The 16,088-nt window shown below is 67.3% G+C and carries 11 protein-coding genes and 3 pseudogenes; 11 read left to right on the forward strand and 3 right to left on the reverse strand.

Annotated features, from left to right (window positions below; genetic code table 11):
• Position 1 precedes the first annotated feature (1 nt).
• Genes ACW4E8_RS35420 through ACW4E8_RS35440 form a run of 5 tightly spaced genes read left to right on the forward strand, consistent with a single transcriptional unit; the run spans position 2 to position 9,489 of the window.
• On the forward strand, positions 2–1,765 hold the full coding sequence (locus ACW4E8_RS35420; RefSeq protein ID WP_456808763.1) for a hypothetical protein: 1,764 nt from the start codon (positions 2–4) through the stop codon (positions 1,763–1,765).
• A 4-nt stretch (positions 1,766–1,769) separates the two neighbouring features.
• Positions 1,770–3,932, forward strand: coding sequence for an AAA family ATPase (locus tag ACW4E8_RS35425; RefSeq protein ID WP_456808764.1), 2,163 nt, complete (start codon positions 1,770–1,772; stop codon positions 3,930–3,932).
• A 16-nt stretch (positions 3,933–3,948) separates the two neighbouring features.
• Positions 3,949–6,045, forward strand: coding sequence for an eCIS core domain-containing protein (locus tag ACW4E8_RS35430; RefSeq protein WP_456808765.1), 2,097 nt, complete (start codon positions 3,949–3,951; stop codon positions 6,043–6,045).
• A 16-nt stretch (positions 6,046–6,061) separates the two neighbouring features.
• A complete protein-coding gene (locus ACW4E8_RS35435; protein ID WP_456808766.1) occupies positions 6,062–9,031 on the forward strand; it encodes an eCIS core domain-containing protein in 2,970 nt (989 codons plus the stop codon).
• Positions 9,028–9,489, forward strand: a complete 462-nt coding sequence (locus tag ACW4E8_RS35440; protein WP_456808767.1) for a hypothetical protein — start codon at positions 9,028–9,030, stop codon at positions 9,487–9,489. The genes ACW4E8_RS35435 and ACW4E8_RS35440 overlap by 4 nt, the downstream gene beginning before the upstream one ends.
• Before the next feature lie 18 nt (positions 9,490–9,507).
• Here the strand turns inward: ACW4E8_RS35440 and ACW4E8_RS35445 are convergent, their stop codons facing one another.
• Both ACW4E8_RS35445 and ACW4E8_RS35450 read right to left on the reverse strand, forming a co-directional pair.
• On the reverse strand, positions 9,508–10,557 hold the full coding sequence (locus tag ACW4E8_RS35445; protein ID WP_456808768.1) for a sigma 54-interacting transcriptional regulator: 1,050 nt from the start codon (positions 10,555–10,557) through the stop codon (positions 9,508–9,510).
• Positions 10,558–11,764: 1,207 nt separating this feature from the next.
• Positions 11,765–11,905, reverse strand: coding sequence for a hypothetical protein (locus tag ACW4E8_RS35450; protein ID WP_456808769.1), 141 nt, complete (start codon positions 11,903–11,905; stop codon positions 11,765–11,767).
• Positions 11,906–12,012: 107 nt separating this feature from the next.
• On the opposite strand from ACW4E8_RS35450, the pseudogene ACW4E8_RS35455 reads away from it, so the two are divergent.
• Positions 12,013–12,277: pseudogene (locus tag ACW4E8_RS35455) on the forward strand (IS6 family transposase); the annotation flags it as partial.
• A 238-nt stretch (positions 12,278–12,515) separates the two neighbouring features.
• Positions 12,516–12,836, forward strand: a complete 321-nt coding sequence (locus ACW4E8_RS35460; RefSeq protein WP_456808770.1) for a hypothetical protein — start codon at positions 12,516–12,518, stop codon at positions 12,834–12,836.
• A gap of 194 nt (positions 12,837–13,030) precedes the next feature.
• On the opposite strand, the pseudogene ACW4E8_RS35465 reads toward ACW4E8_RS35460, so the two are convergent.
• Positions 13,031–13,609 (reverse strand): annotated as a pseudogene (locus ACW4E8_RS35465) (IS6 family transposase); the annotation flags it as partial.
• A 444-nt stretch (positions 13,610–14,053) separates the two neighbouring features.
• Between ACW4E8_RS35465 and ACW4E8_RS35470 the strand changes: the two are divergent.
• The 4 genes and pseudogenes from ACW4E8_RS35470 to ACW4E8_RS35485 all read left to right on the forward strand — a co-directional run.
• Positions 14,054–14,179, forward strand: a pseudogene (locus tag ACW4E8_RS35470) (DUF6884 domain-containing protein); the annotation flags it as partial.
• A gap of 163 nt (positions 14,180–14,342) precedes the next feature.
• The gene (locus ACW4E8_RS35475; RefSeq protein WP_456808793.1) at positions 14,343–14,714 is read left to right on the forward strand and encodes a hypothetical protein; all 372 of its coding nucleotides are present in this window, start codon (positions 14,343–14,345) and stop codon (positions 14,712–14,714) included.
• 8 nt (positions 14,715–14,722) lie between these two features.
• Positions 14,723–15,130 carry a hypothetical protein gene (locus tag ACW4E8_RS35480; RefSeq protein ID WP_456808794.1) on the forward strand — a complete coding sequence of 136 codons (408 nt, stop codon included), beginning with the start codon at positions 14,723–14,725 and terminating at the stop codon, positions 15,128–15,130.
• A 9-nt stretch (positions 15,131–15,139) separates the two neighbouring features.
• Positions 15,140–16,075: a tyrosine-type recombinase/integrase gene (locus ACW4E8_RS35485; RefSeq protein ID WP_456808771.1), complete on the forward strand. Its 936-nt coding sequence runs from the start codon at positions 15,140–15,142 to the stop codon at positions 16,073–16,075.
• Positions 16,076–16,088 lie beyond the last annotated feature (13 nt).

Here is a 16,088-nt window from a genome sequence, read left to right on the forward strand (position 1 = left end):
CATGACCAACCTGCGCATCCATCGCTGGCACAACGAGTACAGCGTGCCGGGCTCGCATCCGGCGCCGGCCGTGCTCGGCCATGAACTGGACCGCCTGGCGCCGCAACTGGCGCAGGCGCTAGCGGAACACCTTGATACGCTCGGTGACGGTAACAGCGACGACGGCGTGGTGCTGCTGCCCGTGCTCGAGATCGACTGCGACCTCGACACCGCCTGCCCGCCCGGGCAGATCGTGCGCCACTGGTCGCGCCAGCTCGCGCAGGCTTTCGCCCGCGCGCTGGACGACCCCGCCGCGGGTGCGCTGCGCCTGCCTTCGCGCGCGGCCTACCACGCGCGCTTCATCGGCCAGTTGCTGCGCGGCCACGGCTGGGACAGCTGGCTCTACCACCGCTTCGAAGGCCTGCGCGCGCTGCCCGCTGCCGCGGCCGTCCGCACCCTGCTGGCCGAGGACGCCGCCACCGGCCGCGCCACGCTGGCACTGCTCGACGATGCCAGCTGGCCATCGCTGTTCGCCATGCTGGGCGAGCGCGAGGCCGTGCGCATCCTGTCGCACTGGCGCGAGCAGGAAGGCGAGCCGACCGGCGCGGGGCCGCCGGAACCAGCCTTGGCGGCATGGCTGCACACATCGCCGGGCAGCATCGCGGCGCCGCTGCTGGCGCTGTGGCTGCTCGCACAAGGACGCCACGGGCAGGGTGCCGGCATTGGCGCAGCTTGCTGGCTGGCCACTCTGCTGTCGATGCCGGGGGCCATGCCCGCCGCGGAACTCTCCCGCATGGCCGCGCACGGCGGCCCGCTGCCCGGCATCCCGCAAGGCCGGCCCGCTGCCCCGGCAGACCCCGACTGGCTGCTGCTGCTCGCCACCACGCCGCAACCTGTGCGCGAGGCCGTTGCCACGCTGTCGGCACAGGCCCGGCAGGCAAAACGCGACGGCGCCCGGGACGCGCCGGAGCAGGAACCGGACCTGCTGGAGGCACCTTTCGGCGGACTGGCCTGGCTGCTGCCGGCCCTGCACGACCTGCTCGATGCCGGCTGGCCGGCCACGCTGCCGGTTCCGCTGGCCGGTGCCGGCAACGTGCATGACATCGCCACGCTGCTGGCGCTGGCGGTCGCCGCCGGCAGCCGCGGCGAACAGGTGTGGCGCGACCCGTTCTGGCGCGCCTTCCTGCGGCTGTCGCCCGAAGCCGGCATGGCGTGGTTGCATGACTGGCTGGCCGGCGCCGATCCCGGCCCATCCGATCGCGTGCTCGCCGCAACGCTGCGCAGCCGCGCATTCACCGGCGCCGCGCGCCTGCACTTGCGGCTGGACGGTACGCGTGCCGCAGTGTGGGTCGAACCCGGCAGCGCCTGCCGGCTGCACGCCGCAACGGCTCCGGCCGGCATGATGGAGGCGGCGCCACTGCCGTTCGCCGTGCGGCTACGGCTCACGCGCCTGCTGTGCCAGGACATGGCGCTGCTGTCGGCCAGCCCGGTGCTGGCCGCGCTGCCGCCCGAATGGCGGGAGACCTTTGCCACGCTGGCGCAGGCGGCGCTGCGCCGTACCGCCTTCCGCATCCCCGGCGCCGCCTGCTGCTCGCTGCCGTACCTGTTTGCCAATGTGCTGAACGCGCGCGGGCAGGCACGCAGGAGCGGCGCGCCGCCGGCGCAGGCGTGGACGCTCGAACTGTGCCGCCCGCCGCTGCATGTGCTGTTGAGCCTGAACGGCATGGCCCGGCTGCGGCTGCACTGGCCCGGCCAGCGCAGCCTGGCGCTGCATGGCACGGAGTGAGCCGATGCGACGCGATTTCGACCCCAGCGCTTCCCCCGGGCCCGCGCTTTGCGCCACGCCACCGCCGTGGCCGCAGCCGCACCCCTTCGGCAACGAACGGCTGTGGCTGGACTGCCTGATCGAGCGCGAGATCCTGCGCCTGCGCGCACGCTACGAACTGTCGCTCGACGAGCTGCGTGGCCTCTATATCTCCGATCGGCAGGTCGATGCCTTGCTGCGCCAGCAGGCCGGCCAGCTCGGCGCCGCGCCAGGTGCGGACCCCGCCGCCGCGCTGACGCGCCAGGCCGCACAGTGGCACGAGCACTTCGACGCCGGCTCGCCGCTGGCACTGCTGGGCGAGCGGCTGGCGCTGGCGCCGGCCGATCTCGAGCTGCTGTTCATCGTGCTCGCGCCGGAACTCGACCTGCGCTACGAAACGCTCTACGCCTACCTGAACAACGACATCGGCCGCAAGGCCGCCACCGTCGACATGGTGCGCCGGCTGCACGACGCCGACCTGATCCCGGCGGACGGTGCCGGCCTGCGCGCGCGCATCGCCGCGCTGGCAGCGGCCGGCATCCTGGAACTGGCCGATACCGAGGAGCGGCGCAGTTCGCTGGGCCAGGGCCTGGCGCTGGCACGGCCCGTGGTGCAATTCCTGCTCGGCATTCCGCCCGCGGCGCAGGCCCGCCCCTGCGGCGATGCGTGCGAGCCCTGGCTGGAGACGGTGGCCAGCGACGCCAGTACCCTCGCCACCTTCGCCAATGCACCGGGCGGCGAGCTGGTCGCCTGCCGCAGCGACGATGCCGACCGGCAGGCAGGATGGGTCCGCCACATGCTGGCCCGGCGCGGGCGCCATGGCCTGCACCTGGCGCCGCCGGCGCTGCTGACCGGCCCCGCGGTGCTGCAGCTGGCCAGGCTGGCCGGCGCGGCGCTGGTTTTGCACGAGCCAGCCCATGCCAGCCGCGAGCCTGCCACGGACGAACGCATGGCCGCCGCGCTGCGGCGTGCCGGCGACGCCGGCCTGGACGTGCTGTGGCTGGTGCCGCCCGGCTGGCGCCCTGCCCCCGCCTTTGGGCAGTTGCCGCTCACGACCGTCGGGCTGACTGCCGCCGGCATCGCCGAGCGCGCCGCCGACTGGGCCGAGGCAATCTGCGGTGCCAGGCTTGCCGACGCACACGAACCCGCCGAAGCCACGGCAGGCCAGCTCGCCTGCCGCTTTTCGCTGGCCGGTGCGCGGATCAGGGTGGTGGCACGCGCCGCACAGGCCCTGCGCGCCGCCGATCCTACCATCGCCAGCGGCCGCGAGGCGCTGGAGCGCGCCGCCCGCCAGCTCGCCGCGCAGGCGCTGGCGCAGGTTGCGCAGCACGCCACCAAGCCGCACCGCTGGCCCCAGCTGGTGCTGCCAGCCACCACGCTGCAGTTGCTGCACGAGATCGCCGCCGCCATTGCCAGCCGCGAGCAGGTCTTCCGCGGCTGGAACATGCAGGGCCGCACCGGCCGCAGTGCCGGGCTGATGCTGCTGTTCGCCGGCGCCTCGGGCACCGGCAAGACCATGGCGGCTTCGGTGCTGGCCAACCATGTCGGACTGGACCTGTTCCGCGTCGACCTGGCCAGCGTGATCTCCAAGTACATCGGCGAAACCGAGAAAAACCTCGAGCTCATCTTCACCGCCGCGCAAGACGCCGACGCCATCCTGCTGTTCGACGAAGCCGACGCCCTGCTCGGCAAGCGTGCCGAGGTCAAGGACGCGCACGACCGCTACGCCAATATCGAGGTGGCCTACCTGCTGCAGAAGATGGAGGAACACGACGGCGTGGTGATCCTGGCCAGCAACCTGCCCAAGAACCTCGACCCCGCCTTTGCGCGGCGCATGCACTATACGGTCGAGTTCGGCCGCCCCAACGCGGTGCTGCGCGAGCAGCTCTGGCGCGGCATCTTCCCGGCCGAGGTGCCGCTGGCCGGCGATATCGACTACGCCTTCCTGGCCGGACAATTCGAACTCACCGGCGGCGACATCCAGACCATCGCGCTCGAAGCCGCCTTCCTTGCCGCCGGCGACGGCAGCCCGGTCGGCATGGCGCAACTGATGCGCGCGCTCTCGCGGCGCCAGACCAAGCACGGCGACCCCGGCGCGGCGGCGCGCTTCCGCGCGCACCTGGGCACCATCGAAGGGGGGCGCGCCTGAGGGCGCAGCGACAGGCATGCGCCACACCTGGCGACAGCGGCCCACGGGCAACCAGGCGCAGATGCTTGCGCGGCCGCCCCATATATCTGGGAGCGGCGGCCCGGCGCGGCTCGACAACCAGTTCGCCCAGCGTTACCAGCCCAACGCCGGACCCGGCCGCGATTTCACTTCCATGTTGCGCAGGCTGGCCGTGCTGCCTTCGCGCAAGCTCGATGCGGCCGGGCGCGAACGCCTGCCCGCCGCCGTGCGGGAGCCGGCCAGGCAAGCCACGCTGCACACCGGCCCCGAAGCCTCGGCCATGGCGCTGGCACTGGGTGCCCACGCCTTCACGGCCGGTCGCCACGTTGCCTTCGGCGACCGCCAGTTCCAGCCCGGTTCGACCACTGGCAACCTGCTGCTCGCGCATGAGCTGAGCCACGTCGGCCAGTACCACGGCGCCAGCGACCTGCCCGGCCACGGCGGCGTTGCCCCGGCGGACAGCGAGCCGGAACACGAAGCCGCCCGGGTGGCGCAGGGTGACGCGCCCTCGGGCACCGGACTCAGCCATGGCGGCATCTTCCGCGATGAGGACCGGACTTCGACCCGCGAAGACCTGATCGGGCGCTTCCGCTCGGCGGTGCGCTATGGGCGCTGGGAAGACGCCGCCGTGCTGCTGAACGGCTTCAACGACACCGACATCACGATGCTGCTGGGCGAACTCTCGCCCAAGGACCGCGAACTGCTGCGCAACGGTGCGGCCAAAGCCATGCCCGGCTGGTCGAAGCGGGTCACCGATCCGATCGAGAGCATGGCGTTCTCGGACATGGAGCAGGGCCGCATCGCCAGGCTGAAACAGGATTACGACAACGCCGTCGCCAAGGGGGACTGGGACAACGCCGCATTGCTGCTCAATGGTTTCAACGACGCGGATATCGAGGCGCGCACCAGCCAGTTGAGCCCCGAACAGCTCGACGCGCTGACCAAGGCCGCAGACCGGAAGATGCCAGGCTGGGCCGACCGCGTGATCTTCCCCGCGCAGGCCAGCCTGCTCAACCAGGTACCCCTGCTGTTCCCGGGCACCGGCACGCCGCGCAACCCGCTGGTCAACTGGAACGCGGGCAACCTGCGCGGCCTGCCGGCCGAAGACATGGTGCTCGTCAACAACTACCCCGGCGCGCTCAAGCTGCCGCGCAACTTTCCCGGCGTGGATTTCATCGAGGGCGGCACATCGACTCCCATCACCGGATCCGGGCGGCAGGGCCTGCCCTTCTCCGGACAGAGCGCCAGCATCAAGGGCGGTGCACTGATCCAGCTCAAGACGATGCAGAACTCGCTGGACTACTACCAGAAGCCGGACGCGATGTACAAGGAGCTGAGCAAGGGGCTGGAAAAGCTCGCCAACTTCGAGCCCGGCACCGGGCGCAGCGAGAAGGTTGGCAACGAGTGGTTCCGCATCGAACACCAGGGAACGCCCCAGCGGCGCGTCCTCCATATCGAGCTGGAAGTCGCGCCGACGCCCCAGCAGCAGGCGCAACTGGCCAGGCTGGCGACCGAAGCGGAGAGCTACGGCGCCTTTGGCGCCGGCAACAAGGTCGAGGTGGTGGTGAAGACGCCGTCGCCGCAGAGCAAGGCCGGCACTTACGCCGGCTGGGGCGCCGGCACGTTCAACGTCGTGATGTTTGCCGCCCAGATCATCGGCCGGCAGAAGAAGATGGAGCGCGACCTGGAAACCAAGGGCTATGCGCCGGTCGGCCCGCTGGCCTATGCCGACCAGCCGTGGTACGTCAGGCTCGGCAGCTTCCTGCGCGGCGACTTCATGGAGCGCGCCGGCGATGTCGGGCCGATCAATATGCCGGTGTGGCGGGCCAACGTGCGCGACAAGGCCAACGCCAAAAAGCCCGGCGAAACACTGGTGGTGAGCTGGCAGTACAAAGACCCCGTCGATCCACTGGGGTTCATCCAGGATGTCGACGTCACCTACCAGAAGCAGCAGGACGGCAGCTGGGAAGTGAAATCGGTCGAGGACAAGCCAGAGGGCTTCACGCCGCCCAGCCTCAACACGATCCTGGACCCCACGGTGACGGACAAGGGCGTGGAAACCCACTTGACCTGCTCCTCCACCAAGTGCGCCTGAACGGCCGGTGAACCTCATGAACACCCACGCCGAACCTGCCCGCACCCCCGACACCAGCCGCGCCGGCGAGCCAGCCCGCAGCGGACACCAACCACGCACCGCTGCGGGTCACGCCGGCACCTCCCTTGCCCGCACTGCGCCGCTGGGCAACCTGGCCCTGCAGGACCTCTACGCGCGCGGTGCGATCCGCGCCAAGGTCCAGGTCGGCGCCACCGGCGATCCCGAGGAAGCCGAAGCCGACCGCATGGCCGACGCTGCGCTGGCCGGCAAGCCTGCCGGGTGCACGTGCGCGGCCGGCCAGCCGCCCTGCCCCCATTGCCAGGCCGCAGCGCATGGCACGCTGCGCCGCAAGCCGCGCAGCCACGACCTGCTCAGCAGTTCGCGCAACCTGTCGCTGGGCCACGAGCGCCGCCTCGGCGACGGCGAGCGCAGCTTCTTCGAGGCGCGCTACCACGCCGACCTGTCCGACGTGCGCATCCACGACAACGCCGAGGCGGCGGCCAGCGCGGCGCAACTGAACGCCCGCGCCTTCGCGCTCGGTCCGCGCATTGCCTTTGGTGCCGGCGAGTACCGGCCCGACACCGGCGAGGGCAGGCGGCTGCTCGGGCACGAGCTGGCGCACGTGGTGCAGGATGCAGGCGCAGCGGATAGCGAGCCGGTGATCCGCCGGGATCCGCCATCGTCATCATCGTCGCCACTGAGCCTGGCTTCATCCGCCGATGCGCCGCAGGTCTGCAGCGCCGAATCGCAGACCGAGACACCGGCCACCCCGCAGGTCTGCATGGCGCCGGCGCAGGATCCGGCCAATCCGACCGTGCTCAATCTCACGGGTTCGCTGGACGAGCGCATCGCCTCCTTCAAGGAACTGGTGAAGACGACGGCGACCCACCGGCTGTTGTCCAACAAGCGCAATCTCGGCATGTGGGCAGACCTAGTCGGCGACACCATCCCGGCCGAGGACATTGCCGCGTTGGGCATGACGCAATCGGGCGCATCCCGCCCCTATTTCGAACTGCAGGAAATGCGCGACCCGCTGATGCGCGAGCTGCGGGCGCGCCAGGCTTTCGGGGAATTCCGTGCCTGTACCGGCTGCCACCTCGAGACGCAGATATCCGGTTCGCGCTCGGAGCGCGAAGCGCTGAGCCTTGAGCCCTGGGCGACGCCAAGCGAGCTGCGCGCCGGCATCCGCCCGCCTTCCCGCCTTGAGACGCTGGCCAGCCAGATGGGCCAGCCCGACCTGGCTCAGTTCTTCCCCGACGCCGCCCCCGCCGCCAGCCCGACCGCGGGCGCGCAGGCGACGCGGCCCGTCTCAGGCCTTGCCGCACCCAGCCTTTACCACCCGCCCGGCGGGTCGGCCGAGGCCTCGCTGCACCGGCTCTTCCCGGACCCCGCGGCAACCCGCGAGGCGCTGACCCGGGCCGGCCCGATCATGCAGGCGCTGGGCCCGCAAGGCTACCAGGTACTGCCGGAAGGGATGCTGGACACCCTGCAGTCCGGTACCGCACAGGAAATTCGCGAGCAGATCCTGGCCGCCATCGCCACGCGGCAGGAGAACTACGACGAGCTGATCGGCAAGATCAGGGCCAATGAAGTCGGCTATGAGCACTTCGGCCCCGTCATCAAGAGCCTGTTCCCGCTGGCCGACGAGGAGGTGCGCAACGCCATCCAGGAGGAAATGGACCGGAACGAGTTCTGGGCCAAGGTCGAGATGGTGGTGGTGGCAGCGCTGTCGGCGCTGGCGCTGCTGCTGACGATCTTCCCGCCGACCTCTGCCGCCGGCATCGCCTTCTTTGCCGCACTGGAAATCTCGCTCGGCTACTACGGCGTCCAGAAGGGCGAGGAAGCGATGCGCATCGGCTCTGCCTATCGTCTGGGCATCGGCGCGCACGACGTGTTCACCCGCGAGCAGCAGGAAGCCGGCGACGCGATGGTGCTGAACGGCTTCCTCAGCGTAGCCACGGGCTACCTGGGCATGGCCAGCGGCGCCTTGCGCATGAGTGCCGCCCTGGGGCGCGCCGCGCCTCTGGCCGGGGCCACGACCGCGCTGGCCAGAAGTGCCACCAGCACAGCCGCCCGCACCATCCAGCAAGGCGAATACGTCATCACCTTCACTGAGGATGGTGCGATGTTTGTGACCGTCGGCTCGCGCCCGGACCTGGTGATCATGGTGCGCGGCGAAACGGCAACGCTTTACCAACTGCTCGAAGGCGGCGGCATGCGTGTGGCCGCCACCGCCACCGTGCCGTCCCGCGCGGCAGGCACGGCGCCCCTGATGCTGACCGCTGGCAGCGAAGCCGGTGCAGCGAGCACCGCGCTGGTACCGCTCGGCCCGCAAGCATTGGCTGTACCCGCGCAAGGCAGTACGAGCGCGGTGCCGCTGATGCTGGGCGCCGGCAGCGAAGCCGGTGCGGCGAGCACCGCACTGGTGCCGCTCGGCCCGCAGTCGCTGGCGCTGCGCCCGCCACTTTCTCCTGTCTCGCCGCTTGGCCCGCTGGCGCTGGGCACCGGCGAAGCCGGCCGCGTGCTGGTCACACCGGCGCCGCGGGAGCCGCTGATGCTGGGTCCGGGCAACGCGACCACGCTGAGCTGGGAGGAAATCAGCCGCATGCGCCAGCCCATGTTGTGGCAGGAACGCGAGACCTATCTGCAACAGTTGTACGGCGCACCGGGGCAGCAGCACTTCCCGGTGCCGAACACCGGCGGCCGTTATGTCGACGTGCCGGTGCCGCAGGCCGGCGGCGGCGTGCTGGCCGGTGAAGCCAAGTCGTACACGCCCTGGGTGGGCGTGCCGGGACAGCGCGGCGGGGTGCCGAATACCGTCGGGCTGAGCGAGCGTATCCAGGAGCAGATCAACCGGGATGTCTGGCTGCGGGACAACGTCCCGGGCTATGATCCACGCTGGATGTTCACCGACGCGCCGCCCTCGCCCGAACTGCGGCAGGCCTTGCGCGACGCCGGCATCGCCTTTATCGAGTACTTCAGATGAGCCAGCCCACCGCCCCCCCGCCATCACTGGCCGATCGCCGCGCCTGGCTGCAGACGCTGCTGTCTCGCCAGCACGACATGCTCGGCGAACTCGCACAGGTGGCCGGCATCGCGCCCGAGCAGCTCGCCGATGATCCGCTCGGGCAATTCGCGCGGCTCGCCGCCTTTGTCGACGCGGCCGATTTCCGCGCCGCTACCGAAGACGCGCGCACCTGGATGCTCAACCGGCTCGGCTTGTACCTGGCCCGCTACGTCATGGCCCGCCACGGCGGCCGCCTAACGGTCCAGGACAACCCGCAGCAGCGCTTCTATCTCGGCTTCGTGGTCACCGGCATGGACGCGCCGGTGCCGGCCGAGGCACGGCTGGACCCGTTTGCGATCGCCTACGATGCGATTAACGCGATGCCGCGGATTCCGCTCGGGACGCTGGTCGACACCGCCGAGCGGGCGCTTGCCTGATCCGCAACTGCCGCAGCGCTAGAGGAAATCCGCGCGGTCGATGCCGTGCTTCTCCAGCAAGCGCCCGAAAGTCCTGCGCTCCTTGCCCGCCTCCCGAGCCGCCGCCGACACGTTGCCGTGGCTGCGTGCGAGTGCGGCGCGCAGGTAAGCCGCTTCGAACGTCGCCATGGCCTGGTCGCGGGCCTGCTTGAACGGCGGCATGCACAGTGCAACCTGGCTGGCGCGGCCATCGCCCGGGCATGGCAACGCGGCGGCGCAGCCTTCTGCGTGGACGGTCCGGCCGTCGCAGGACAGCAGGCAGCGCTGCACGAAGTTCTCCAGCTCGCGCACGTTGCCGCGCCAGGGCTGGGCCAGCATCCAGGCCAGCGAAGCCTCGTCGAAATGGCCGCGCGGCCAGCCATAGCGGGCGCAGAAGCGCGCAATGAAGAACTCAATCAGTTCCGGGATGTCCTCCGGCCGCTCGCGCAGGCTGGGCATGTACACGTTGGCGACATTGAGCCGGTACAGCAGGTCCTCGCGGAACCAGCCATCCTCGGCGCCCTGCTTCAGCTCGCGGTTGGTGGCGGCGACGATGCGCACGTCGGCGTCGCGGCACTGCACCGCGCCCAGCGGGCGGTAGCGGAAATCCTGCAGGAAGCGCAGCAGTGCCGCCTGGCTGCGCAGGCTGAGCGCGTGGATTTCGTCGAAGAAGAGCGTGCCACCTTCGGCTTGCGTGACCAGCCCCGTGGCATCGTGCCGGGCATCGGTAAACGCGCCGCGCACATGGCCGAACAGTTCGCTTTCGAAGAGCGTCTCGGGCAAGGCGCCGCAGTCGACCGGAACAAACGGGCGGTCGCGCCGGCGGCCGGAATAGTGCAGGCTGCGGGCCACCAGTTCCTTGCCGGTTCCGGTCTCGCCCACGATCAGCACCGGCACCTCGACCCTGGCCAGCCGGGCCACGATAGCCATGGCCCGGCGAAACGCCTGGCTCGATCCCAGCAGCCCGATGTGCTCGTCGCCGGCCGGCAAGCGGCCATGCTCCAGCACACCTGGCTCATTGCCATGCGCGAGTTGACTGTTCGGAGACATCCCTTTCCCCCGGGGCTCGGCGGGGCAGGGCTACGTTTCGCTGCGCCGCGGGCCTGGTCTCTCCCGTCCCGCCTATGTACGGCAGCGGCGAACGGAGTGAGATTGCTACACACTAGCGCATGGCTGGTGAAACGCAATTAAGTTTGCAGCAGATCAGCTATGCAGCGCGTGGGGTCGCATCGTCTGCCGCTCAGGTTGACGGTCCCGTTGATCGCGATACGATACAACATACTCACTTTTTCTCCGAAAAAGGAAACACTTACCTCACTTGCACCCACCCTCTCAACTAACCAGTCTCGCTGGAATGCTCATTAGCCAGGTCAGACTAGTCAATAATTTTCGCAGCGCCTCTATGATTTTTGCGTTCGTCGACGAGGCGCTAATCTCCCGAGCATATTCCTGGACAAATCGATTTACGAAGTGAATCTCGGCAGTGCCGGTCTTGGCTTCGACATTTAGAATGCGTTCTTTGCCCTGAATATCTTCAGGCCAATACACATTAACATTATCTAGGCCGAGTTCATTGGGGTGGCTTTGATTTTTGTGACGGTTCCGGACCCAGCTGCGACGCGAGCATTCCCGCGTAACCCATCGATTAGAAATGGATTTCTAGTCGCTCTTCGATCAACCGCATGTGGCGTCAATGCGAAGCCTGATTTCAGCTCGCAGCTCTTGTTCTGTACCCTCCCCGCTCAGGCAGCATACGCTGCTGACGGCGTTATCCTGGGCACAGTTTTGGCCGCGAGACGGCAGGACGAGCACCGTGCTTCGCTGGTACGCTGCAAGAAACTCCGAGCGTCTCCCGAGCTTGTGTAAAGTGCTCCAGCACAGACGGGAGCTCCCGCTCGTAATTTCTGACAGAGACCCTTTCAGCGCGAGATTGGAAAGCGATTACCAGAACGAAGTTCAAGTTCGACTGGCAGATCGCAGCGATTGCCCTTTCGAGTATCGCGCATACAATTTACTCGGAATACATTGACCTTGAGCGTTGTGGGCGGAAGGTGGGGTCGGATTCGTGAGACCGTCCTCCCTCACCTTGCCCGCGCAAGCGAAGCAGCTAAAGGTCGATTGCACGGTATAATCTAAACACGAAACAGTACACGATCGTGCCCACTGAGGCGGGCTTTTTGTTACCTCGTCCGCATCTTGATCGCCGAAACTACACACTCGTTCAATCCCACCCGATATAAGGTGGCACCAACCTGCGTCAGCAGCGCCCTCTCCTTCCTTGAATTGCAAGATCCGTGAGAAGCACGGCCAGACCGCTGATCGCGCCGTCAAGTGACAATTCCACGTCATCGTCCGTGGCCATTTCCTCGAAGGTCCTGATCAACTCATCTGGCTCCATGTTTCCACTCCCGGAGTCTGGCAACAAGCCTCATTCTAGTCGACGAAGCCCGAATGGCGAGATGAGTTGCTTACTGTACAATCGGCGGCATTGTCACGTTGCCGGAGGACCTGGCGAACGTCAAACACGTGCTCGCCAAAGTCCGCTGCGCGCTTGAATAGTCGGGCCGAGAACAGCCACCAGCCCACGCGTGAACGCTAGCGTCGGATGCACGACTCTCGCGATCGCAAACGCACCCAGGCGTTCCTCTCGAGCTTCGGTCCGAGCCGGCAGCACTTCGCCCTCAAGCGACATTTTCTGCGCGCCTCCGTCTACCGCAAGCTTCTTGCAGCTCGGTTCGCGGCGTGGCTCGAGTTCACCGAAGTCACCCAAATCCGTCAACTGCTCTCTGACCGAGGGGTTATGCCTGCCACTGTTTCGCGTCAGTACCGGCAAATTTTCAGTGCCTATCACCCCCTCTTTAGTAGGTCCAATTTTTCTAGCTTCCCTAATTGCTGCTCGTCTAACAGAGAGCTATGCTAGATTCCAAAAATCTCGCGACACGCATTCAGTAGAGGCTCCTTGCAGTTCAAGCCGCATGCGAAGTTCGCGTTTTGGTATTGGGGGTCAAATGAACGACGAGAGCTACAAGCCTTGGCGGCGTCGCTGGTTGCGCTTGCACTCGAGGTCTCTGCTGGCTAATGCGCTGATGCTCACCGAAGTCGAGTTGGGCACGTATCTAAAAGAAAAGCACACTACATACTGCGCCTATGGCGATTTCACCGAGAATGAGATTGATTTCATTTTTCGGCGAGTCTGCCGTGGCATCCAACGGCTGCCGGCAGCTCACAGCTCGCCAGAAGAATGCGCACGCCGGGCGCGTCGACGTATCCAGGCACTCGGGCAGTGTCTAATGAACGAAGCGGCTTGGTTCAACGGCCAAGCGTCGTAGCGGGTGCGTGACTCAGACAAAATGCATGTTGCAATAGCCCTTAGCAGAATTCATCAGCCGCCCTTTCAGACGCGACAGCCAATACCGGTCCGTCTTGGGCCATATGAATATATGCCATGGCACGAATGTGGCCGAAAAGCGGATGCTCGGGTCCTGCCGACAAGTTAGTCGCTAGGGAATCGCTTATGTGGACTCGCGCAGCGAAAGGCTTTAAGCCCGAGCATCGGTCGGGTGATGCGCTTGATCGCCCGATGGTCCTGCTCGACGACGTTGTTCAGGTACTTGACCTGGCGAATGGCGATGGGCATTTCCCGTTCGGCGTTGAGGTCGTGCAGCGCCGCCAGGTTGGCCGGGCTGCCGTCGATGGTAACCGAATCGCGTTCGCCGTTATGGTCGACGGCTTTCTCGAAAAAGCGCCGTGCCGCGGCCTTGTCGCGCTGGGCGCGCAGCAGGAAGTCGATGGTATTGCCTGCCTTATCGACCGCCCGATACAGATATTTCCATTGGCCGCGCACCAGGATATAGGTCTCGTCCATGCGCCAGCTCTTGCCCATCGGGCGCTTGCGATGACGAAATACCTTGTGCAGTGCCGGCAGCAGCTTGAGCGCCCAGCGGTGCACGGTCGAGTGATCGACTGAGATGCCACGCTCGGCCATCATCTGCTCCAGATGGCGCAGGCTCAGCGGATAGGCGACGTATCAGCGCACGCAGGTCAGCATCACGTCCAGCGGGTAGTGCAGACGCTTCAATACCTTCGCAACTTCGAGGTTCATGACCGTTGCCCACACGTGCTGAATTCGACACCGGCACATTCTACCGGAGGCTTACTGCGACAAAACCGGGAAATGGGCGTATGGCCCCGGCACACGCCGCCGAAAAGCTCGGCCGCCGAACAGCTGGCTGGGTGGAAGGCCGCGAGCGGCCAATGGTCTACCTCGAGACGGCTAGGCGACCTCGTCGCATGGCCGCGACGACCGGAGGTGCTCGATTTCCGGCCGGAAGGGAAATGGATGCGTAATCGAAAGCGCGAAATCTAGTGCCACCCGATCACGGTGTCGCTCCTTGACTTCGCATCCGCGCCGATAGAGTAGAAGCATCCCCTTTCGACGACGATGCCAATGCTCTCCCGCCAAACGCAGCTCTCCCTGTTCCCGACTTCTTCGGGCCGCGTCCACTTCGCCAACGCTCCGGCACTGCTGCTGCTTGCCTGTTCCGGCATGAAGCTCGACCGCCAGGCGTGTGCCATTATTGACCTCTACCAAGGCGTGATGTACGAATCCTATCGGGCGCAGCTGCGACGGGAGGCCAGACCGAATGTCCTGATCCTCTCCGCACGTCACGGCTTCCTGGATCCGCACGCGGTGATCGATCCCTACGACCAGCGCATGACCGCGCAGCATGCCGACGCGATGTTGGCCGATCTGCCGGCATTCGCGGGCTCGGCGAACTGGCCAGTCCAGGTCCGGCAAGGTGTTGCTGGCCGGCGGCAAGGAGTACCGCCGTGTCATGCGCGCCGCGCTCGCTGGCCAGTACAACACCACGCTGCCGGCCATTCAGGAAACGACCGGCGGCATCGGCATGCAACGCTCACAACTCGGCGCGTTTCTCGACGGTCTTGCGCCGAGGTTCAACGAGCCGATGGGCCATCACCCCAATGGCACGCCGCTCTATCGGTGCTACGGCTGGATCGAAGCCGGTGCCGTGACCAGCCTGATCTACCGGGCGGCCCCTTACCTGCCTGCCGTCAAGGCCCGTGTGCTTGCCTTGTTTCAAGGCCCATCTGGACCGCCCGCCGACGTGGAGGTCGAGGAAATCATCCGCGGTCGCACCACAATTGGCTCTCGCTGGGTCGGCGTGGCGGATCTTCACCCGCTGTAGGAGGCCGCGTGAGCGAATTCGAAAAAGCGCTGCACCAGGAAGCGAAGGCAGTCAGCGAGAATCTCGATGGCACAGTTGGCCAGCTATTGGCCCTCACGCACGCCGGCTACAAGGCGTGGGCCAAGGAAGGCAATCTGCATTTCCCGGAGCCAAAGCGCTACGCCCTGCTCCACGAGATCCTGCGCTACTGCGCCTATGGGAGTTTGCTCGAGTGCAGTCCGACGCAATGGGATAGCCTGCGGGAGATTGCCGAGATGCTGGATGCGCGGTACCCACGTTATGCGTGCACGCCGCAACCGCTATGGCCGGCCTTGCGTCTAACGTGCCAACGATGCGCGCCCTGCCCCCCAGCTGCCAGCGATACCCGCCTCGTCCGAGGCGGCAGGGGTGTGGGGAAAGTCAAATTCAGTATATAACTGAGCCCCATGGACACGTCTCTCTGGCACACCAATCCCACCGCCGCCTATGCCGACTGGCAAGCACGCGAGGCGGCCGGCGCGGACTGCCGCCCATTCTCGGCGCGTTCGATCGTTCAGCACCGGGCCATGTTCGAGCACTTCCGCCGCCATCTGCTGGAGCGCGGCGCGACGCTGGCCAGCTTCGGCCCCGAGCACATCGCCGCGCTGTGGCACACGCCTGCCGGTGTGCGCCACGGCGTCGCCACGCGCATGCGCTACCTGAAGCTGCTGGATCGGTTGTGCCGGCACCTGGTCGCCATCGGCGTGCGCCAGACCAATCCGGCCGCGCCACTGGTGAGCGAAGCCCACTGGCCTGAGGGCGAGCCAGAACCAATCTTCCTGCCCGAAGCCGCCGACGCCTGCCTCCAGGCCTGGGTGCAACCCGCTCCCACCGACGACCTTTCACAGTTGCGAAGCCGGGCCATCGTGGCCCTGTTTCTCGGTACCGGGATTACCGTGGCCGAGGGGCGCGCGGCCGTGGTCGGCGACCTGCACCCAGAGGCCACGCCACCCTATCTGCGCGTACCGGCCCACGGAGCCCGGGACACCCGCACCGTCCACCTCGCGCCATTCGCCGTGCCGATCCTCGCGGCATGGCGGGAACGCCGCGCCACGCTGCCCATCGCCGGCGACCTCATCTTCTCGTTGCAGACCAACGGCCAGGCCATGACCGTCAAGACCCTGGGCGTGATCGTGCGCGCCGCGCTGGAAGCGATCGACTTCAGCGCCGCCGACATGAGCCCGCGCATCCTGCGTAATACCTTCTGCCGGCGCCAGCTGCTGGCGGGCCACGCACGCGACGACGTCAGCGCGATGCTCGGCCTCGCCAGTCCCCGCACCTGTGACCGGATCGCAGCCACCATCGCGGACGACGCGCCGTTGCAGGAAGGCATCAGGCTGTAACTGGAGGGGTTTT

The organism is Cupriavidus sp. CP313 (assembly GCF_054072015.1).